Consider the following 17,787-nt stretch of genomic DNA (forward strand, 5'->3'; position numbering starts at 1 on the left):
CGAATTCATCAATTTCTTCATCTGTCATGTTTCCGGCAGCGTAAGTACCTACTGCTTCAAACATGCTTGAGAGGCTTGTTTTCTGTCCGTGTACATGCCCAGCCAGCATTGGTCCGCCGCTGACAAACACTGTGGGTATGTTTACACGCGCTGCAGCCATTAAAAGCCCAGGTACGTTTTTATCACAGTTTGGTACGCATACCAGTGCGTCAAACTGATGGGCTATGGCCATAGCCTCTGTTGAATCCGCGATTAAATCTCTGGTTACCAGGGAATATTTCATTCCAATATGTCCCATTGCGATACCGTCACAAACTGCGATTGCCGGAAATACCCTTGGCGTACCGCCTGCCATTGCAACACCCAGCTTTACTGCTTCTACAATTTTATCCAGATTCATATGTCCCGGTACAATTTCATTAAAAGAACTTACAATACCAATCAGCGGTCTGTCCATTTCTTCTTTGGTCATGCCAAGGGCATTAAATAATGACCGGTGGGGTGCCTGCTGCATCCCCTTTTTTACTGCATCACTCTTCATGTTGATCTCCTTATCTGTTTATGATACCTGAGCGCGTTTGAAAATTGCTTTTTCGAACACGCTCTTGAGCCGGCAAACAGCCGGATCTGTCATTTATCTGTATTTTTTATATTCTTTATATTCTTTCTGCAATCAGGTCACCCATCTGCCTGCAGCCTACCTTCGTACAGCCCTCTGACATAATATCTCCTGTACGGAATCCGTCTTTTAATACCTGTCTCACAGCATTTTCAATAGCATCTGCAGCTATATCCAGATCCAGGGAATAGCGAAGCATCATCGCTGCTGATAAGACAGTGGCAATTGGATTGGCAATGTCCATACCTGCAATATCCGGTGCGGAACCATGGCTTGGTTCATAAAGTCCGAATTTGGTTTCATTTAAACTTGCTGATGACAGCATTCCAATAGAGCCGGTTACCATGCTGGCTTCATCGGATAAAATATCACCAAACATATTTTCAGTGAGAATGACGTCAAACTGTCCCGGATTTTTCACCAGCTGCATTGCACAGTTGTCTACCAGCATGTGCTCCAGAGCAACATCCGGATAATCCTTTGCCACTTCTTCTACTACCGCTCTCCAGAGCCTGGATGAATCGAGTACATTCGCCTTATCCACGCTTGTAACTTTCTTTCTTCTCTTTCTGGCAATATCGAATCCCCTTTTCGCAATTCTGCGTATTTCATTTTCGTCATATGTAAGGGTATCCATTGCTTTTCTGACGCCGTTTTCCTCTACTGTCTTTCTCTCTCCGAAATACAGCCCTCCGGTCAGTTCCCGCATAATCATCATATCGAAGCCATCCCCGATAATCTCATCACGAAGGGGGCAGGCTGCTTTTAATTCATCATAGAGATATGCCGGGCGCAGATTGGCAAACAAATTTAATTCTTTACGGATTTTTAATAGGCCTGCTTCCGGTCTTCTGTCCGGCGGCAGCTGGTACCAGGAAGACACAGCAGCATCTCCTCCAATGGAACCCATTAATACGGCATCACTTGACTTTGCGGTCTGTACAGCCTCATCGGTGAGCGGAATACCATGGACATCTATGGATGCACCGCCTAACAGTACCTCTGTATAATTTAACGCAAAGTTATATTTTTTTCCTGCCGCGTCCAGTACCTTTTTTGCTTCCCCCACAATCTCAGGTCCGATTCCATCTCCCGGAATCAATGCAATTTGAAAACTCATAGTGATTTCTTCCCTTCTGTATCTTTTTATCCAAATCTTTATCCAATATCATAATGCATTTTTATGCACTTTTCAACTATAATCCCTATTTTTACCGATTTTTTCCTAAATCAATGATCTGCCTGCGCACTTTTTCCGGTATTTCAGGAGGTATAAATCCGGGTCTTGCCAGATAATATCCCTGGAGATAGTCAATCTTTTCCAGGATCAGCGCCTGCATTTCATCTGCCGTTTCCACACCCTCTGCAATGGTTTTTATATCATGTTCCCTTGCATAAGTAACCAGGTGGCGCAGCAGCATCTGCTTATTTTTATCCTGACAAATTCCCTCAACAAGGGATTTGTCTATTTTAATATAATCCGGGCGGATACTTAAGAGAACGCCCTCGGAATTGTATCCCGTTCCAAAATCATCGATGGCAAGCTGTGCTCCCCAGGATTTTAATACTTCTTTTTTCCGCTCCATAAGCGGCGCGTCCAGTTTGTCTTCTTCTGTAATTTCTAAAACGATCCGGGACAGATAGGCTCCGTACCTGGATTCGATAAGCGCAATTTCTTTTTCGCTCAAACACTGGTTAGCAATGGAATTGATGAACAACTTCCCGTTTCCGTTGGATGCGTTTAACTTGGCAAACCCTTCCATTGCTTTGGAAAATGTCAGCCGTTCGATCTCATGAAGCTTGGACTGGGCTCTCGCCAGTGTTAAAAGCTCAAACGGTGTTTTGATGTTTGTGGTTCTGGGCCGCATCAGAGCTTCGTAGGCAAATATTTCTCCGGTTGTTGTGGAGACAATTGGCTGATACATGTAATCCATCAGTTCTTCTTCGATCAGCTTATTCAGTTCCTCTTTACATTGCAGCAGGTAAGATTCTTTATTATAGATATCCACATTAAATGCTTCCATCTGTCCCTTGTTGGTCTTTTTAACCAGATACATGGCAAAATCCGCATATCGGATCAGGTCATGGTAATTAACCGCATCCTTGGGATAAGCTGCTATACCTGCGGAAGCCCGCACCTGAATGGAAGTCATATCCTGGAAAGTAATTTTCGCATCTTTGAATTTTGCAAACATTTCTGCAAATTTCTGCTGAATCTCTTCCTGATTCTGATATCCGTAAACGAAAATCATAAATTCATCTCCGGACAGTCTGGAGATCACAGACTGTGGGTCCGGATATTTCTTTAACACATCTGCTGCCAGCCTGATGTATTCATCTCCATAATCATGCCCATATGTATCATTTACATATTTCAGATTGTCCAGATCCAGCATGACCATAGCGCCCTGTTTCAGCTTCTGCGGTTCTTCAAACAAACGGTCCAGTCTGGAACAAAATGCCCTGCGGTTAAAGAGATTTGTCAGAATATCATAATCTCTTTCGTGTTCAATCTTGATTTTCTCTTCCATGTCCTTGCTGATATCGGTAAGCACCACCAGGGTCCGGCATTCTTTTGTCACAACTTTGGCTCTCAGCCAGTATGGATACATTCCTTTATCTATATGCAGGATATATACTCCTTCATTCTTATCCCTGCTGACCAGATACGGCAGCAATTTCCGAAGAGCTGCTTTTACCTTACCTGATTCTACATAATTTTCACCTTTTTCGATTCCCAGAATCTCACAAAACTGTTCGGTGCAGAATACTCTGTCGGGCTTCTCATGATTATATTCACAGGCTCCCATTTTAATATCGGTCATCGCAAGAATAGTAGACAGTTTATTGGCGTTGTTCGCCACCTCTACGCTTAGATTTTCAATCGTACCGGAGAGTTCGTCAATTTCAGATACCTCCAGCCTTTCCAAATGAATTGGTTTATCCGGGTTCAGCGTTTTTAACTTTCTGCTCAGTGCCGTGATTGGATTTGTTACCAGTTTTGACACTACAAAGCTTGCTGCAACACCAATAAGCAGTGATAGAATAATCATCACCATAATACTGGCGCGGAAGCTATAGAAAAAAGAAAGCAGATGTTCATCGGAAACGACGCCTACTAGCACCCATTGCTCATTCTCAAAGGGGGTATGGGTATTATACAGTTTTATCGTCTGTACACAGCCATAAGTCTTCTTCCCCTCCGATTTGATGGGGTAAAAAAAGTTATTGGAAAGGTCATCTTCCAGTTCCAGCTGACCGCCGATTTCCGGAAACATCTGTTTGGACATAATTCCGGTCTGGGTAATCAAATGGTAGGTAAGCGGTACTTCGTCGTTCTCGCTTTCACTTTTTCCCATAGCCAGAACATAACTTCCAAAGTTCTGATTATCCAGTTCTTTAAAAGGCAATTCCGTATTCAGATAATCCAGAGACAGTTCCACCCCCATTACTCCGATAGGTTCCCCGGCAAGAATTATCGGAACAGAGTAAGTAATAATCGGAACGGAATCGCCGGCTTCGCTTTTATTTAAATAAAATGGAGTGCTCCAATATCCAAGATCATTACTTTCCATCTCCGGATGGTCTTTTGCCGCCTCAAAAGGGCGATAATAAAAAGCATTATCGGAATCTTTTTCGTCTAACTGGAATCCCGGAGTCCAAAAACGATCCAGCGCAATGCGGTATTTGCTCGTTATATAGGAGGGTCCCCTAAGTGCCAGCAGATCGGAATAGTCTCCTGTAGTCGTCGTCGGATCAGAATCCCGGAAATAAATTCCGCTTTTGGAATCACGTTCGTCTCCGTCAAATATAACAAACGCTCCGCTCACTACGTTTCTTCTCATCATTTCCAACAGATAATCTGATATATGATTCAGAATTTCTTTGCTGCATTCGCTGTTCATCACAATCTCCTGAGGTGTTTTGCCCTGTTTCTGTAAAATTGCCTGAACTGCTGTTGTGATATCCTCCGTGGTGCCTTTGACATTTCCCCATCTGGATATCATGTCATTTTGGAGGGAATTTCTGCGGTTATTTACTTTTTCACTGAAAATATGAAATGAATTATTCTTCAGCTTATCCATTGTACCGCTTTCAAAAACAACGCAATAAATTAATCCTGCCTGGAATAGCATGACGATCAAAATTGGAATTAAAATTTTCTTCAATAATGATGTTTTTGATCTTTTCATCTTACTTCCTCATCAACCGGCCTGCGTTGCCTCCAAATCCTTACTTAGCTGACTCAGCCATGCTTCAAAATTATCCTGCGTATTATATTGAGCGATTGCTTCATCCCGATCTGTTCCGTCTTTGATCAATGCATCGATTGCCTGTTTGTCTTCCTTTGCCTTATCTGATAAACTGTATTCCAGAACATCCCTGGCTGCTTCACTTCCCTCAAACGCCTTTGCCGTATAAAATTTATAAGTATCTGACATTTCAAAAGCCATTTTCAGCGTTTCTTCCATTACGGAATCAATCTTTCCTTCTTCATAGCCTGCAAGTGTTGACTTCAGTTTCTCACTTGTCTTTGCTTCCTTTTTTACCGGAAGATAACCGGACTCCAGAGAAAAAGACAGATTACGGTCTGTGTCGGTAAACCATTTCATAAACTCTACAGACGCAAACTCTTTCTCCGGTGTAGATTTGGTAACTGCCATACCGGCTCCCTGCTGAACGGCATATTTTTCTCCACCTTCAAAAACCGGTGCTTTCAATGCCATCGCCTCTACCGGATAGCTGTTGGTGTCATCGATAAATACTTCTTTGGGGAAGTAAGTAGCGGAGGTTGTGGATCCTACAAAGGCTAGAAGATCCCCCACTTTTGCATCATCGGAACGGAACTTGCCATACGCACCGAAATATCCTTTTATGTAAGGAACATAGTAACCATCCCATATCTTTTTCATAACCTCCTGATCAAGCTGATACTCTACTTTTCCATTTTCTACTTTAAAGAGTTCTGTGCCAAGCTGTTTCGCCCCAATCAACAGATAATTTGCCATTGCATCTCTGCCAAAAAATGCTTTGCCGCCGGACCAGTTATAATATTGCTCCGATATATCAATTAATCCTTCAATAGTTTCCAGTTTCTTAATGTCTGCCCCTGTTTCCGCCGCAAACTTATCCCAATCTGTCTTATTGAGCATCATCATCTCCGTAGACTTCGCTGTTGGAAAAATTTTAAGTTCATTCTTTTCCCCCATTCTGCCTTCCTCAATGTAAGCCGGGTCGTACTGTTCCAGCTCTTCCTTGCTCAGATAATCATCTAAATTAGCGACCAGCCCTTTTTTATCTATTTCATATACGGTATTGGTATATCCCAGAAAGATACTGGGCATATCGGAAGTCCCGACTTTCTTATTCGCTGTATCCAGTACCTTTTCCGACAACTCAGGAATACTTCCGCAGTTCAGTGCACTTACAACAATTCCCTCGTCCAGTCCAACTGTGCTGTTAAACTCTTTAATCATACTGTCCAGCGCATTCTGCTGATTTCCGCTGTAATAATGCCAGATGTCAATATTCACCGGATTCTTTGGATCTAACTTCACTTTCCCCGTGGAACCACATCCACCTAATGCAATTGCAAACAATCCTGCTGCGATCCCAAAAGCCAACATTTTCTTTTTCATCTTTTTCACTCTTTCCGTATTATATTCTCTTTTTATTTAAGGATGCATATAGAGAGTATTATATCATATTTTCACCAACTGAGATACAATTTTATTTGGAGAAAACAAGAATATCCGGAAAGAATATTTCCCGCCAAACCCCACAAAAAAAGATACCGGATCTCCCGGTATCTTCAACAATCTTTATTCCGCTTCTGGTTTTTCAACTTCAGCAATTGCAGCTTTTCTCATTGGAATTCTACAGTTCTTATTGCTTCCAAATTCTACAATTACGTCTTCGTCTGTAATATCAATTATAACACCGTAAAATCCTCCGGTAGTTACGATACTATCTCCTACAGCAAGATCAGACAGCATTGCATTTAATCTCTTCTGCTCCTTTTTCTGCGGTCTGATAGCAAAAAAGTACATTGCTGCACCAATTACTACTACGTAGAGAATTAAAAGACCCATTCCGCCTGCAGCACCTCCGGCACTCAAAACATTACTCATGTGTGACTTCCTCCATTTCTTTTTCACTCATAAATTACATAATACACAAATTCTGCCAAATCATCAAGTATTTTTTAATAATTTAGCGAATTTTAATGTTTCCCTGTTCAAAACCTTCCAATTTGGCTTTTTTGTATTCTGCGTACCGCCCCTGTTCGATGGCTTCCCTAATCTCTTCCATCATGTGATTATAGAAATACAGATTGTGAAGTACACACAGCCGCATTCCCAGCATTTCCTTTGCCTTTAATAAATGGCGGATATACGCTCTGCTGTAATGGCGGCATGCCGGACACTGGCACCCTTCTTCTATTGGCTTTCCATCCAGTTCATATTTTGCATTAAACAGGTTCATCTTGCCGTGATTGGTATAGACATGCCCATGCCGCCCATTTCGGCTGGGATACACGCAGTCGAAGAAATCCACTCCCCGGTCCACTGCTTCCAGAATATTTGCCGGAGTTCCCACGCCCATGAGATACGTAGGCTTTTCTAACGGAAGATGGGGCACGACTGCGTCCAGTATGCGATACATTTCCTCATGTGTTTCTCCTACAGCGAGACCGCCGATAGCATATCCGTCCAGATCCATCTTTGCAATAGTCTTGGCATGTTCAATACGGATATCCTCGTAAATCGCTCCCTGATTGATAGCAAATAATAACTGGTTTTTATTAATCGTATCTTCCAGACTGTTCAGTCTTGCCATCTCTTCTTTACATCTGCCAAGCCATCTGGTAGTCCGGTCAACAGAATTCTGAACGTATTCCCTGCTTGCTACACTGGATGGGCATTCATCAAATGCCATGGCTATGGTGGATGCCAGATTTGATTGGATCTGCATGCTTTCTTCCGGCCCCATAAAAATTTTCCTGCCGTCAATATGGGAACTGAAATACACACCTTCCTCTTTTATCTTACGAAGCCCTGCCAGGGAAAACACCTGGAAACCGCCGGAATCCGTTAATATAGGCTTGTCCCAAACCATAAATTTATGCAGTCCGCCCATTTTTCTGACCACATCGTCACCTGGACGCACATGGAGATGATAGGTATTGGAAAGCTCTACCTGGGTTTTGATCTCCTGAAGATCTGCGGTGGACACTGCCCCTTTAATCGCCGCTGCGGTACCCACATTCATGAATACCGGAGTCTGAATGACACCATGCACCGTATGCAGTTCGCCTCTTTTTGCTTTTCCGTCTTGTTTTATAAGTCTGTACATTCATATTACCTGCTTTATGTTTATTTTTATAGTTTGAGCAATCTTCAAACACACTCGTGTGTATTTTATCATATCTTTCCTTAAAGTACAAGTTTTGGAAAATTGTTACTATTCACGGCCAAAGAGGCTGCTCATAGTAACAATTCGGGGCGATATTTAAAGTTTTGCTACACAAAAATCGCCCCTCACTCCTGAATCATGTTCTCACGGAATGCGCAGTTCAGCGCATTCCTGACCGTGAATAGTAACGGAATTTACTTCTTCCATTCATCTTTTAATAGGAAATCATTTCTATATTTTAGGATTGTATTTTAAACTGATTTGTCGTATAATGTAGCGTGGTATTCAATGCCATACAAGATATAGTATACCAACAGGCTCTTTTCATATAATTTGATTAGAGCGTGCAGCGGCGGGAATGATTTTTCAAACACGCTCCAGGCCTGCTGCAACGTAACTCTCACATAGATTGGAGGCACATAAATGCAAAACGATATAAATAAAAATGCCTTACATAGTCTGGGAATCGACATTGGTTCAACCACAGTTAAGATTGCAATTCTGGATCACGAACAAAATCTTCTGTTTTCTGACTATGAAAGACATTATGCCAATATTCAGGAGACCTTGTCTTCTTTATTAAAAAAAGCTTATAACCAGCTGGGGGAATTTTCCCTGGCTCCTATGATTACCGGTTCAGGCGGACTTACTCTTGCCAAGCATCTGGGTGTTCCCTTTGTCCAGGAAGTAATCGCCGTTTCTGCGGCGCTCCAGGATTATGCACCTCAGACCGATGTTGCCATTGAACTTGGCGGCGAAGATGCGAAGATTATTTATTTTGAAGGGGGCAGCGTGGAACAGCGTATGAATGGCATATGCGCCGGTGGTACCGGTTCTTTCATCGATCAGATGGCATCCCTGCTGCAGACAGACGCTTCCGGATTGAATGAATATGCAAAAAACTACAGTTCACTCTATACGATAGCTGCCCGCTGCGGAGTATTTGCAAAATCAGATATCCAGCCTTTGATCAATGAAGGGGCAACAAAAGAAGATTTATCCGCATCCATTTTCCAGGCAGTGGTTAACCAGACCATCAGCGGGCTTGCCTGCGGAAAACCAATCCGCGGCCACGTAGCCTTTCTGGGAGGACCACTTCACTTCCTCTCTGAGTTAAAACAGGCATTTATCCGTACTTTAAAATTGGATGAGGAACATGCTATTACTCCAAATAATTCTCATCTGTTTGCAGCAATTGGGTCTGCTCTAAATCATGATCCGGAGGTGACAACCTCTTTGGAAGCTTTGATTGCAAAGCTGTCCTCCGCCATCAAAATGGAGTTTGAAGTAGCCCGTATGGAACCTTTGTTTGCATCAAATGAAGATTATGCAGCATTTAACGAACGACAGAGTAAGTACAATGTCGTAACCGCAGATCTGAGTTCCTATGAAGGACTCTGTTTCCTTGGTATTGATGCCGGTTCCACTACAACAAAAGCTGCTCTCGTAGGAGAAGACGGCTCTCTTCTGTATTCGTTTTACAGCAGCAACAACGGAAGTCCTTTAAACACTACCATTTCCGCAATTAAGGAAATTTATGCACTGATGCCGGATAGTGCAACCATAGCCTACTCCTGTTCTACGGGATACGGGGAGGCTTTGATCAAAGCAGCGCTCATGCTGGATGAGGGGGAAGTGGAAACGGTTTCCCACTATTATGCCGCGGCTTTCTTTGATCCGGAAGTAGATTGTATTCTGGACATCGGCGGTCAGGATATGAAGTGCATTAAAATCAAAAATAACACCGTAGACAGCGTGCAGTTAAATGAAGCATGCTCATCGGGATGCGGATCTTTTATTGAAACCTTTGCCAAGTCCCTGAACTACAGCGTACAGGATTTTGCCAAAGCTGCACTTTTTGCAAAGCATCCCATCGACCTTGGTACCAGATGTACTGTATTTATGAACTCCAAGGTTAAGCAGGCACAAAAAGAAGGCGCAGAAGTCTCCGATATCTCTGCAGGCCTTGCTTATTCTGTCATAAAAAATGCACTTTACAAAGTAATCAAAGTCTCGGATGCTTCTGAACTGGGACGCCATATTGTAGTCCAGGGTGGAACCTTCTACAACGATGCGGTCCTTAGAAGCTTTGAAAAAATCGCAGAATGTGAAGCAATCCGCCCGGATATCGCCGGAATTATGGGAGCATTTGGTGCTGCCCTGATTGCCAGGGAACGGTATAATGAAAATACAGAGACAACTATGCTCTCCATTGACAAGATCAATAAGCTGCAGTTCACCACTACTATGGCAAAGTGTAAAGGCTGTACCAACCACTGCCGTCTGACTGTTAACCGTTTTACCGGTGGACGCCAGTTCGTTAGCGGCAACCGTTGTGAGCGGGGTCTTGGAAAAGAGAAAAATAAAGATAATATCCCGAACTTATTTGATTTCAAAAACAAATTGATGTTTTCCTATACACCGCTGGAAGAGGATGAAGCAGTCCGCGGCACGGTAGGTATTCCAAGGGTTTTAAACATGTATGATAATTACCCGTTCTGGTTCACATTTTTTAACCAGTTGAAATACAAAGTGGTGCTGTCTCCGCCTTCCACCCATAAGATTTATGAACCTGGCATAGAATCCATACCAAGTGAATCGGAATGTTATCCGGCGAAGCTGGCCCACGGTCACGTGACCTGGCTGATCCGGCAGGGAATTAATTTCATTTTTTACCCATGTATTCCTTACGAAAGAAATGAATTCCCGGAAGCCAATAACCATTACAACTGCCCGATTGTAACCTCTTATGCAGAGAATATTAAAAATAATATCGAAGAAATTAAAACAGAAAAAATTAATTTCTCCAATCCGTTTCTGTCATTTACCAGCGTGGAAACCATATGCTCCCAGTTATACAAAACTTTCCCCCGTATTCCGGCAGAAGAAGTGAAAGCCGCTGTACAGGCTGGCTGGGACGAACTGGACCGCATCCGTAAGGAGATGTACCGCAAAGGGGAAGAAACCATTGCCTACTTAAAGGAAACCGGAAGGCACGGAATTGTACTTGCCGGACGTCCTTACCACATTGATTCGGAAATCAACCACGGAATTCCGGAACTGATTAATTCCTATGGGGTAGCCGTTCTGACGGAAGACAGCGTTTCACATTTAAACCAGCCGGAACGCCCATTAATTGTAATGGACCAGTGGATGTACCACAGCAGGCTTTATGCTGCTGCAAACTACGTTAAGACGACGGATAATCTGGATCTTATCCAGCTGAATTCCTTCGGATGCGGTCTGGACGCCGTTACCACCGACTCGGTGAACGACATACTCGCCAATTCAGGTAAAATTTATACCTGCCTGAAAATTGATGAAGTAAACAACCTGGGCGCTGCAAGAATCCGTGTCCGCTCTCTGCTCTCCGCCATCCGGGTAAGGGAAGAGCGTAAAATGTGCCGCTGTATTCAGCCCTCTAATATAAAACGTGTGGTTTTCACGGAGCAGATGAAAAAAGATTACACCATCCTCTGCCCCCAGATGTCACCCATTCATTTCGGCCTTGTGGAAGCTGCATTTAACACCTCCGGCTACCGGCTGGAAGTATTAAATACAGACGATAAAGCAGCCGTTGACATGGGACTGAAATACGTAAATAACGATGCCTGCTTCCCTTCCCTGATCGTCGTGGGACAGATCATGGACGCTGTACATTCCGGTAAATACAATCTGGACAAGACAGCCGTTCTGATTTCACAGACGGGGGGCGGATGCCGGGCAAGCAACTACATTGGTTTCATCCGCCGTGCCCTGGAAAAAGCAGGTTATCCAAACATTCCGGTTATTTCCATCAACTTAAGCGGTCTGGAAAAGAACCCGGGATTTAAGATTAATTATTCACTGGTAACAAAAGGCCTCTATGCCGTGATTTTCGGTGACCTTTTCATGCGCTGCCTCTATCGTATGCGGCCATATGAAAAAGTAAAGGGAAGCGCAAATGCACTCCATCAGAAATGGGAAGAGCGCTGCATTCGATTTATCTCACAGCGCCATCCGTCTTTCCGGGAATTTAAAAAGTTATGCCGTCAATTAATCAGAGATTTTGACGCTTTGCCGATCCTGGATATTAAAAAGCCGAAAGTAGGGGTTGTAGGTGAGATTCTGGTTAAGTTCCTGCCTGCTGCCAACAACCACCTGGTAGAACTATTAGAAGCAGAAGGCGCTGAGGCGGTGGTTCCGGATCTGATGGACTTCCTGCTCTACTGCTTCTACAACAACAATTTTAAAGCAGAGAATCTGGGTATGAAGAAATCTTCTGCCGGGATTGCCAACGCAGGAATCAAGGCGCTGGAATTTGCAAGAAGTGCCGCATCCAAAGAACTGGAAAAAAGTGTGCATTTCCATGCACCTGCTAAAATTGAAGATTTGGCTGAATTTGCCAATCCAATCGTTTCTATTGGCAACCAAACGGGGGAAGGCTGGTTCCTGACCGGAGAAATGCTGGAGCTGATACACAGCGGTACCAATAATATCGTATGTACCCAGCCATTTGGATGCCTGCCTAACCACGTGGTTGGAAAGGGTGTTATCAAAGAACTGCGGCACAGATACCCCTTGTCTAACATCGTGGCAATTGATTACGATCCGGGAGCAAGTGAAGTAAACCAGTTAAACCGTATTAAACTGATGCTTTCCACCGCTCAGAAGAATCTAAAAAAAGAGATGGAAGCTTAACGTAAAGCATCCATCTGTCACATTTTTCATATCATACAAAAGAGAAGGAAAACCGTAAACTGCCGGAATTCCTTCTCTTTTTTGATTGATCTTTTTTGATTGATCTTTTTTGATTGATCGTAGCTGCTCCGAACTATGAACAGTTACGATGCAAGCCCATGATAATCGCCTCTGGCGATGGGGCTTGCTCTGGTGCACCTGTAATCAGATATTTTCAATCTGCCAGTCGATGGGTTCCAATCCGTTGTTTTTAAGGAAGTCATTGGTCTTGCTAAATGGCCTGCTTCCAAAAAATCCCCGGTAAGAAGACAGGGGGCTTGGATGGGGCGCTTCCAGAATGAGATGTTTCGGATTATTCAGCATGGACTTTTTCATTTGGGCAGGACGTCCCCACAGGATATACACAATTGGCCGATCCTGCTGATTTAAGATACGGATCGCCGCATCGGTGAATTCCTCCCAGCCAATACCTCTGTGGGAATTTGCCTGATGTGCTCTTACAGTCAGAACCGTATTCAAAAGCAACACTCCCTGTTTTGCCCATTTCGTAAGATGTCCGTTATTGGGGATATAACAGCCCACATCATCCCTCAGTTCCTGATAAATATTCACCAGAGACGGCGGAATCTCCACATCCGGTTTTACCGAAAAGCACAGCCCATGCGCCTGCCCGTCCCCATGATAAGGATCCTGTCCTAAAATAACCACCTTCACCTGTTCCAAAGGGGTAAATGCAAAAGCATTAAATATATCGTCTGCTGCTGGAAATATCAGTCTTGTCTGATACTCTTCCATTACTTTTTTATAGAGATTCGCATAATAGGGTTTCTTAAATTCCGGTTTTAAAGGTACTAACCAGTCGTTACTGATTGGTGGCATACTCACTCCTCCTTACAATCTTACCGGCACATTTTTTCCTGCCAGGTATTTCTTTAATTCTTTTATCTCAAGTTCTTTGTAGTGAAACAGGGACGCTGCCAGAACTGCATCCGCCTTCCCATCTGTCAGTGCTTCATAAAAATGCTCCATGGTTCCTGCACCGCCTGATGCTATCACCGGAATGGAAACATTTTCTGCAATGGTTCTGGTGAGTTCAATATCATAACCGGCTTTTGTCCCGTCACAGTCCATGCTGGTCAGCAGAATTTCACCTGCCCCCATCCGGTCTGCCTGCATTGCCCACTCCACGGCATCCATTCCCACATCAATTCTGCCGCCATTTTTATAAATATTCCATCCTGAACCGTCTTCCCGCTTCCTGGCATCAATGGCTACCACAACACACTGACTGCCAAACTTGTCTGCCGCCTCACTGATCAGACTGGGATTATTAATTGCCGACGAGTTGATGGATATCTTATCTGCCCCTTCCCGAAGCAATATCTTAAAATCTTCTACTGTACGGATTCCGCCACCCACTGTGAAGGGAATAAAGACATTCTCAGCCACTTTTCGGACCATGTCCACAACAGTCTCCCTTGCATCGGAAGAAGCTGTTATATCCAGAAATACGACCTCGTCAGCACCTGCCTTATCATATGCCGCAGCAATCTGAACCGGATCCCCGGCATCCCTCAGGTTAACAAAATTGACACCTTTTACCACTCGTCCATTATGTACATCCAGACAGGGTATAATTCTCTTTGTAAACATCTCACTTTCCTCCTATAACCCTGCAAAATTTTTCAGTATTTTTAGTCCTGTATCGCTGCTCTTCTCTGGATGGAACTGACAGGCAAATACATTTCCCTTTTCCACAGATGCATGGATGTCCGTGCCGTACCAGGTTGAAGCCACCACAATTTCCGGTTCTTCTGCCTGCAGGTAATAAGAGTGTACGAAATAAACATACGGCTCCTCCTCAAGTCCTGCAAAGAGCTTACCCTTATGGGGAAATCTTAACGAATTCCAGCCAATATGGGGGATTTTCAACTGCTCATAATCCGGAATCCGCAAAATCCTGCCCTTCAGAATGCCAAGCCCCTCAACGCCCGGGCTTTCTTCACTGCTTTCAAACAAAAGCTGCAGTCCCAGACAGATTCCCAGTAAGGGTTTCTGCATCTTTACCACTTCATGAATCACGTCAACTAGTTTATATTCCTTTAATCTTTCCATTGCCTCCTTAAAAGAGCCAACACCGGGCAGAATCACCTTATCTGCCTTCAGAATAACCTCCGGGTCCCTGGATACCACCGGATTTTCTCCGAGATGTATCAAAGCCTTCTCTACACTTTTCAAATTACCTGCATCATAATCAATAATTGCTATCATGTTGTCACTTCCTTATCCGGGTTGATTTTATTCCCGCGAGCCACGAGCCAAACGGACACGCTGGCGCGTAGATTTGGCGGCTGCCGCGAGGGTTGCTGAACGTCCAGTGGACATTCGTTTAGCAACGACCGGAGCGGAAGCGGAGAACAAATGCCTCGTTGCTTGCAGCGGGGTTTTTCAAACATACTCTAACAACTCCTATATCCATTGAAAAAGGAATGCTGCCTGAATTTGCAACATTCCTTTACAGTTTATCATATTTATTTTGAAGATACAATTCCAAATCGACGAATTTCGCACTGCGCACCATTGAAACATGACTGTTTTTAATCCATATATATATATGAAATGGTATTTTGCATCCTCTTTTGCTTCGTATTTTTATTTATTTTCAGATTTATGTGTTTGATATGCTTATTCAGTACCTTTTTGTATTTCCATTATATCTTAGAGTATCCATAACTGTTTACTATTGCATCTACCGGAACCTTATCGGCACACATAGGACAGACAGAAAAATCATAAGTCTTATAATCCGGAATGTCCTTCTCCGTAAAAATGGAATTGATCTCCACTTCTTTTGGATGGTATGCGCTGAAAACTGCCGAAATCCCTGCAACCTGCCCGCCGTAATATCGAATACACTCCAGACTTTTGCTTATGCTTTTTCCGGTTGTAATTGAGGACAGAAGAAGGACTATATGCTTGCCTCGGATCATCATCTGCATATTATCACGGAAAATTAACTGTCCCCCTGTATGCAGTTCCGGTGTGACGATATAGATCGTTTTATGCTGGTTCATAGACATAATGCCAGCCTGGCTAAGCTGCTGTGCCAAATAAGAGCCAATTACTTCACATCCATCCATACAGACAATCGTATCTACAAAAGTCGTCATCTCATACTTCCGCGCCAGAAGTTCTGCCGCCGCAGCCGCTTCGCTCTGCCTCGCTTTTAAAGTAGTCATGTCGATATAATAATTAATGTGAGAATGATTCGTTGCAAAATGTCCCTGGATGACCTTAATCGCTACCATTGAATTTGCTTTTGACTTGATCTTTACTGCACGAGTTTCCATACGCAATCCTCCTTATCCAATACGTGTTCCTAAATGAGTGATCAGAAGCATGTCATAAATTGTTATGCCGATTATTGTAACGAATTTACAAACACACTCTTCAGTATCATTTTACCATAATTATCCTGTATTAGAAAGATAATTCCGTATATCTTGTCTATATTTTCAACCTATTTTCAAAACATAATGATCTTTCCCAATTATTATCACCAAATCTCACTTTAATCCTTGACAAGATAGATATATTTATTTTTCAATCAAAACATGAACCGGGTTTTGACTAATGGAAATACTTCTCTCCTTTATCTCCGGTGTCAACTGCGCAAGCTTCTCATGCACCCTGATAAAACTGGATTTCTGATTAAAATAAGCCGTTTTCTCAAAAGGCCAGCGAATAACGGATGGATACTGGAATCCCACCCCCAGTTCCAGAATACAGAGCTTTTTGTTTAACGTATTCTGAAGCCACCTAGTATATGCTTCCCATTGTGGAAGATAGATGGATTCATCATAATTTTCATTGGTAACCACATTCCCAGCCGCATCACTTCCGCAGGGTGCCACAATACGCTCTTTGTCCAAATCGGATTCATAAATAAAATCATCTGTATTTAAGGTGACTACAAAATAAGACTTGCTTCCAACCATTTCCTTTAACTTATTATATGCTCTTTTGATATCTTCTCTTTTGATATCTTCTTTTTTGTTACTACCTGCAAAATCTGTTCCGATTCCAATCAAAATAAGGTCTGCTTTTTGTATTTTATCTAAAATTGTATTTATCATGTTAATCCTTTCTGCTGTGCCAATTCATATTTAAATTTTTCTCTAATTATGAAATTGTAACTTGCTGCTTTAAATCTTGCTTTTCATAAATTTAATTGTTGCTTTCACACCGCATTAATCTCTTTTCCTTTTTGAGAATGACAGCAATTGATGGCTGGTTAATTATTTTCCCGAACCACTTTGCAGGGACAGCCAAAAGCCACTGAATTGTCCGGAATTGATTTCGTTACCACACTTCCGGCGCCGATAACGACGTTGTCACCGATTTTTACTCCTGGTAAAATAATAGCTCCCCCTCCAATCCAGACATTGTTCCCAATCGTAACAGGAGCAGTCATAGTTTTACAGAATTCAAAGCCTTCTTCTTTCACAACTCCAAACCGTTCTGTTGCATTTGCAGGGTGAAATGCAGTATAAATCTGTACGTTTGGTGCTATTAATGCATTGTCCCCGATCACGATTCGGTTGTCATCCAAAAACGTACAGTTCATATTCACTTCACAATTATTCCCAAAATAAATATTATTACCATAGTCAACGTAAAAAGGTGACGTTATCCATAAATTCCGTCCTCTGCTTCCTAATAGCTCATTTAATATCTTATCTTTTCCTTCCATGTCTTCTGAATCTAAATTGTTGTAATTGCGAATCAGGTTTTTTGCTTTATGCCACTGGGTAATTAATTCCTGGTCTCCGCAATCATATAGTAAACCTGCCAACATTTTTTCCCGTTCTGTCATATTATTTGGTACTCCTTTCTAAAAAAACTAAATAAATTATAAAAAAACAAAAAAGCAGCTACTATTAGCTGCCTCACACACATATACCTTCAAAACCACACACAGAAATTCATCAAATATCATCCGTTCTAACTTGCAAAGTCAACCGTGTTGACCAAGGTTAACTACGTTAACCTTTTCCTAAACCTAATGGATA

At 42.8% G+C, this 17,787-nt stretch carries 13 protein-coding genes; 1 reads left to right on the top strand and 12 read right to left on the bottom strand.

Annotated features, from left to right (window positions below; translation table 11 throughout):
- The 6 genes from ACH2DQ_RS29410 to tgt form a co-directional block, all read right to left on the bottom strand.
- Nucleotides 1-541: dihydroxy-acid dehydratase (locus tag ACH2DQ_RS29410; RefSeq protein WP_395028842.1), on the bottom strand; the 541-nt coding region annotated here is incomplete at its 3' end.
- A gap of 115 nt (nucleotides 542-656) precedes the next feature.
- Nucleotides 657-1,739, bottom strand: coding sequence for a 3-isopropylmalate dehydrogenase (leuB, locus tag ACH2DQ_RS29415; RefSeq protein WP_394915533.1), 1,083 nt, complete (start codon nucleotides 1,737-1,739; stop codon nucleotides 657-659).
- A gap of 91 nt (nucleotides 1,740-1,830) precedes the next feature.
- On the bottom strand, nucleotides 1,831-4,812 hold the full coding sequence (locus ACH2DQ_RS29420; RefSeq protein ID WP_394915532.1) for an EAL domain-containing protein: 2,982 nt from the start codon (nucleotides 4,810-4,812) through the stop codon (nucleotides 1,831-1,833).
- A gap of 12 nt (nucleotides 4,813-4,824) precedes the next feature.
- Nucleotides 4,825-6,258: an extracellular solute-binding protein gene (locus ACH2DQ_RS29425; protein ID WP_394915531.1), complete on the bottom strand. Its 1,434-nt coding sequence runs from the start codon at nucleotides 6,256-6,258 to the stop codon at nucleotides 4,825-4,827.
- A gap of 183 nt (nucleotides 6,259-6,441) precedes the next feature.
- A complete protein-coding gene (gene yajC, locus ACH2DQ_RS29430) occupies nucleotides 6,442-6,750 on the bottom strand; it encodes a preprotein translocase subunit YajC (RefSeq protein WP_044289468.1) in 309 nt (102 codons plus the stop codon).
- Nucleotides 6,751-6,832: 82 nt separating this feature from the next.
- Entirely contained in the window at nucleotides 6,833-7,975 is a 1,143-nt protein-coding gene (tgt, locus tag ACH2DQ_RS29435) for a tRNA guanosine(34) transglycosylase Tgt (protein WP_394915530.1), read from the bottom strand.
- A gap of 483 nt (nucleotides 7,976-8,458) precedes the next feature.
- Between tgt and ACH2DQ_RS29440 the strand changes: the two genes are divergently transcribed.
- The gene (locus ACH2DQ_RS29440; RefSeq protein ID WP_395028844.1) at nucleotides 8,459-12,715 is read left to right on the top strand and encodes an acyl-CoA dehydratase activase-related protein; all 4,257 of its coding nucleotides are present in this window, start codon (nucleotides 8,459-8,461) and stop codon (nucleotides 12,713-12,715) included.
- A gap of 204 nt (nucleotides 12,716-12,919) precedes the next feature.
- On the opposite strand, the gene ACH2DQ_RS29445 is transcribed toward ACH2DQ_RS29440, so the two are convergent.
- The 6 genes from ACH2DQ_RS29445 to ACH2DQ_RS29470 form a co-directional block, all read right to left on the bottom strand.
- A complete protein-coding gene (locus ACH2DQ_RS29445) occupies nucleotides 12,920-13,594 on the bottom strand; it encodes a uracil-DNA glycosylase (RefSeq protein ID WP_394915528.1) in 675 nt (224 codons plus the stop codon).
- A gap of 12 nt (nucleotides 13,595-13,606) precedes the next feature.
- Entirely contained in the window at nucleotides 13,607-14,368 is a 762-nt protein-coding gene (gene hisF, locus ACH2DQ_RS29450; RefSeq protein ID WP_394915527.1) for an imidazole glycerol phosphate synthase subunit HisF, read from the bottom strand.
- A 12-nt stretch (nucleotides 14,369-14,380) separates the two neighbouring features.
- The gene (gene hisH, locus ACH2DQ_RS29455) at nucleotides 14,381-14,986 is read right to left on the bottom strand and encodes an imidazole glycerol phosphate synthase subunit HisH (RefSeq protein WP_394915526.1); all 606 of its coding nucleotides are present in this window, start codon (nucleotides 14,984-14,986) and stop codon (nucleotides 14,381-14,383) included.
- Between the two features lie 440 nt (nucleotides 14,987-15,426).
- A complete protein-coding gene (locus ACH2DQ_RS29460; RefSeq protein WP_394915525.1) occupies nucleotides 15,427-16,065 on the bottom strand; it encodes an orotate phosphoribosyltransferase in 639 nt (212 codons plus the stop codon).
- 246 nt (nucleotides 16,066-16,311) lie between these two features.
- On the bottom strand, nucleotides 16,312-16,851 hold the full coding sequence (locus ACH2DQ_RS29465) for a hypothetical protein (protein WP_394915524.1): 540 nt from the start codon (nucleotides 16,849-16,851) through the stop codon (nucleotides 16,312-16,314).
- 158 nt (nucleotides 16,852-17,009) lie between these two features.
- Nucleotides 17,010-17,591 (bottom strand): sugar O-acetyltransferase, encoded by a 582-nt coding sequence (locus ACH2DQ_RS29470; protein WP_394915523.1) that lies wholly within the window; start codon nucleotides 17,589-17,591, stop codon nucleotides 17,010-17,012.
- Between the last annotated feature and the right edge of the window lie 196 nt (nucleotides 17,592-17,787).

It is taken from the genome of Robinsoniella sp., from assembly GCF_034124845.1.

What these genes read in the sequence shown, in the direction of transcription:
- tgt (WP_394915530.1), bottom strand. Translation starts at nt 7,975, where the DNA reads ATGTACAGACTTATAAAACAAGACGGAAAAGCAAAAAGAGGCGAACTG.
- hisF (WP_394915527.1), bottom strand. Translation starts at nt 14,368, where the DNA reads ATGTTTACAAAGAGAATTATACCCTGTCTGGATGTACATAATGGACGA.
- yajC (WP_044289468.1), bottom strand. Translation starts at nt 6,750, where the DNA reads ATGAGTAATGTTTTGAGTGCCGGAGGTGCTGCAGGCGGAATGGGTCTT.
- ACH2DQ_RS29460 (WP_394915525.1), bottom strand. Translation starts at nt 16,065, where the DNA reads ATGGAAACTCGTGCAGTAAAGATCAAGTCAAAAGCAAATTCAATGGTA.
- ACH2DQ_RS29425 (WP_394915531.1), bottom strand. Translation starts at nt 6,258, where the DNA reads ATGAAAAAGAAAATGTTGGCTTTTGGGATCGCAGCAGGATTGTTTGCA.
- hisH (WP_394915526.1), bottom strand. Translation starts at nt 14,986, where the DNA reads ATGATAGCAATTATTGATTATGATGCAGGTAATTTGAAAAGTGTAGAG.
- ACH2DQ_RS29465 (WP_394915524.1), bottom strand. Translation starts at nt 16,851, where the DNA reads ATGATAAATACAATTTTAGATAAAATACAAAAAGCAGACCTTATTTTG.
- ACH2DQ_RS29440 (WP_395028844.1), top strand. Translation starts at nt 8,459, where the DNA reads ATGCAAAACGATATAAATAAAAATGCCTTACATAGTCTGGGAATCGAC.
- ACH2DQ_RS29420 (WP_394915532.1), bottom strand. Translation starts at nt 4,812, where the DNA reads ATGAAAAGATCAAAAACATCATTATTGAAGAAAATTTTAATTCCAATT.
- ACH2DQ_RS29445 (WP_394915528.1), bottom strand. Translation starts at nt 13,594, where the DNA reads ATGCCACCAATCAGTAACGACTGGTTAGTACCTTTAAAACCGGAATTT.
- leuB (WP_394915533.1), bottom strand. Translation starts at nt 1,739, where the DNA reads ATGAGTTTTCAAATTGCATTGATTCCGGGAGATGGAATCGGACCTGAG.
- ACH2DQ_RS29470 (WP_394915523.1), bottom strand. Translation starts at nt 17,591, where the DNA reads ATGACAGAACGGGAAAAAATGTTGGCAGGTTTACTATATGATTGCGGA.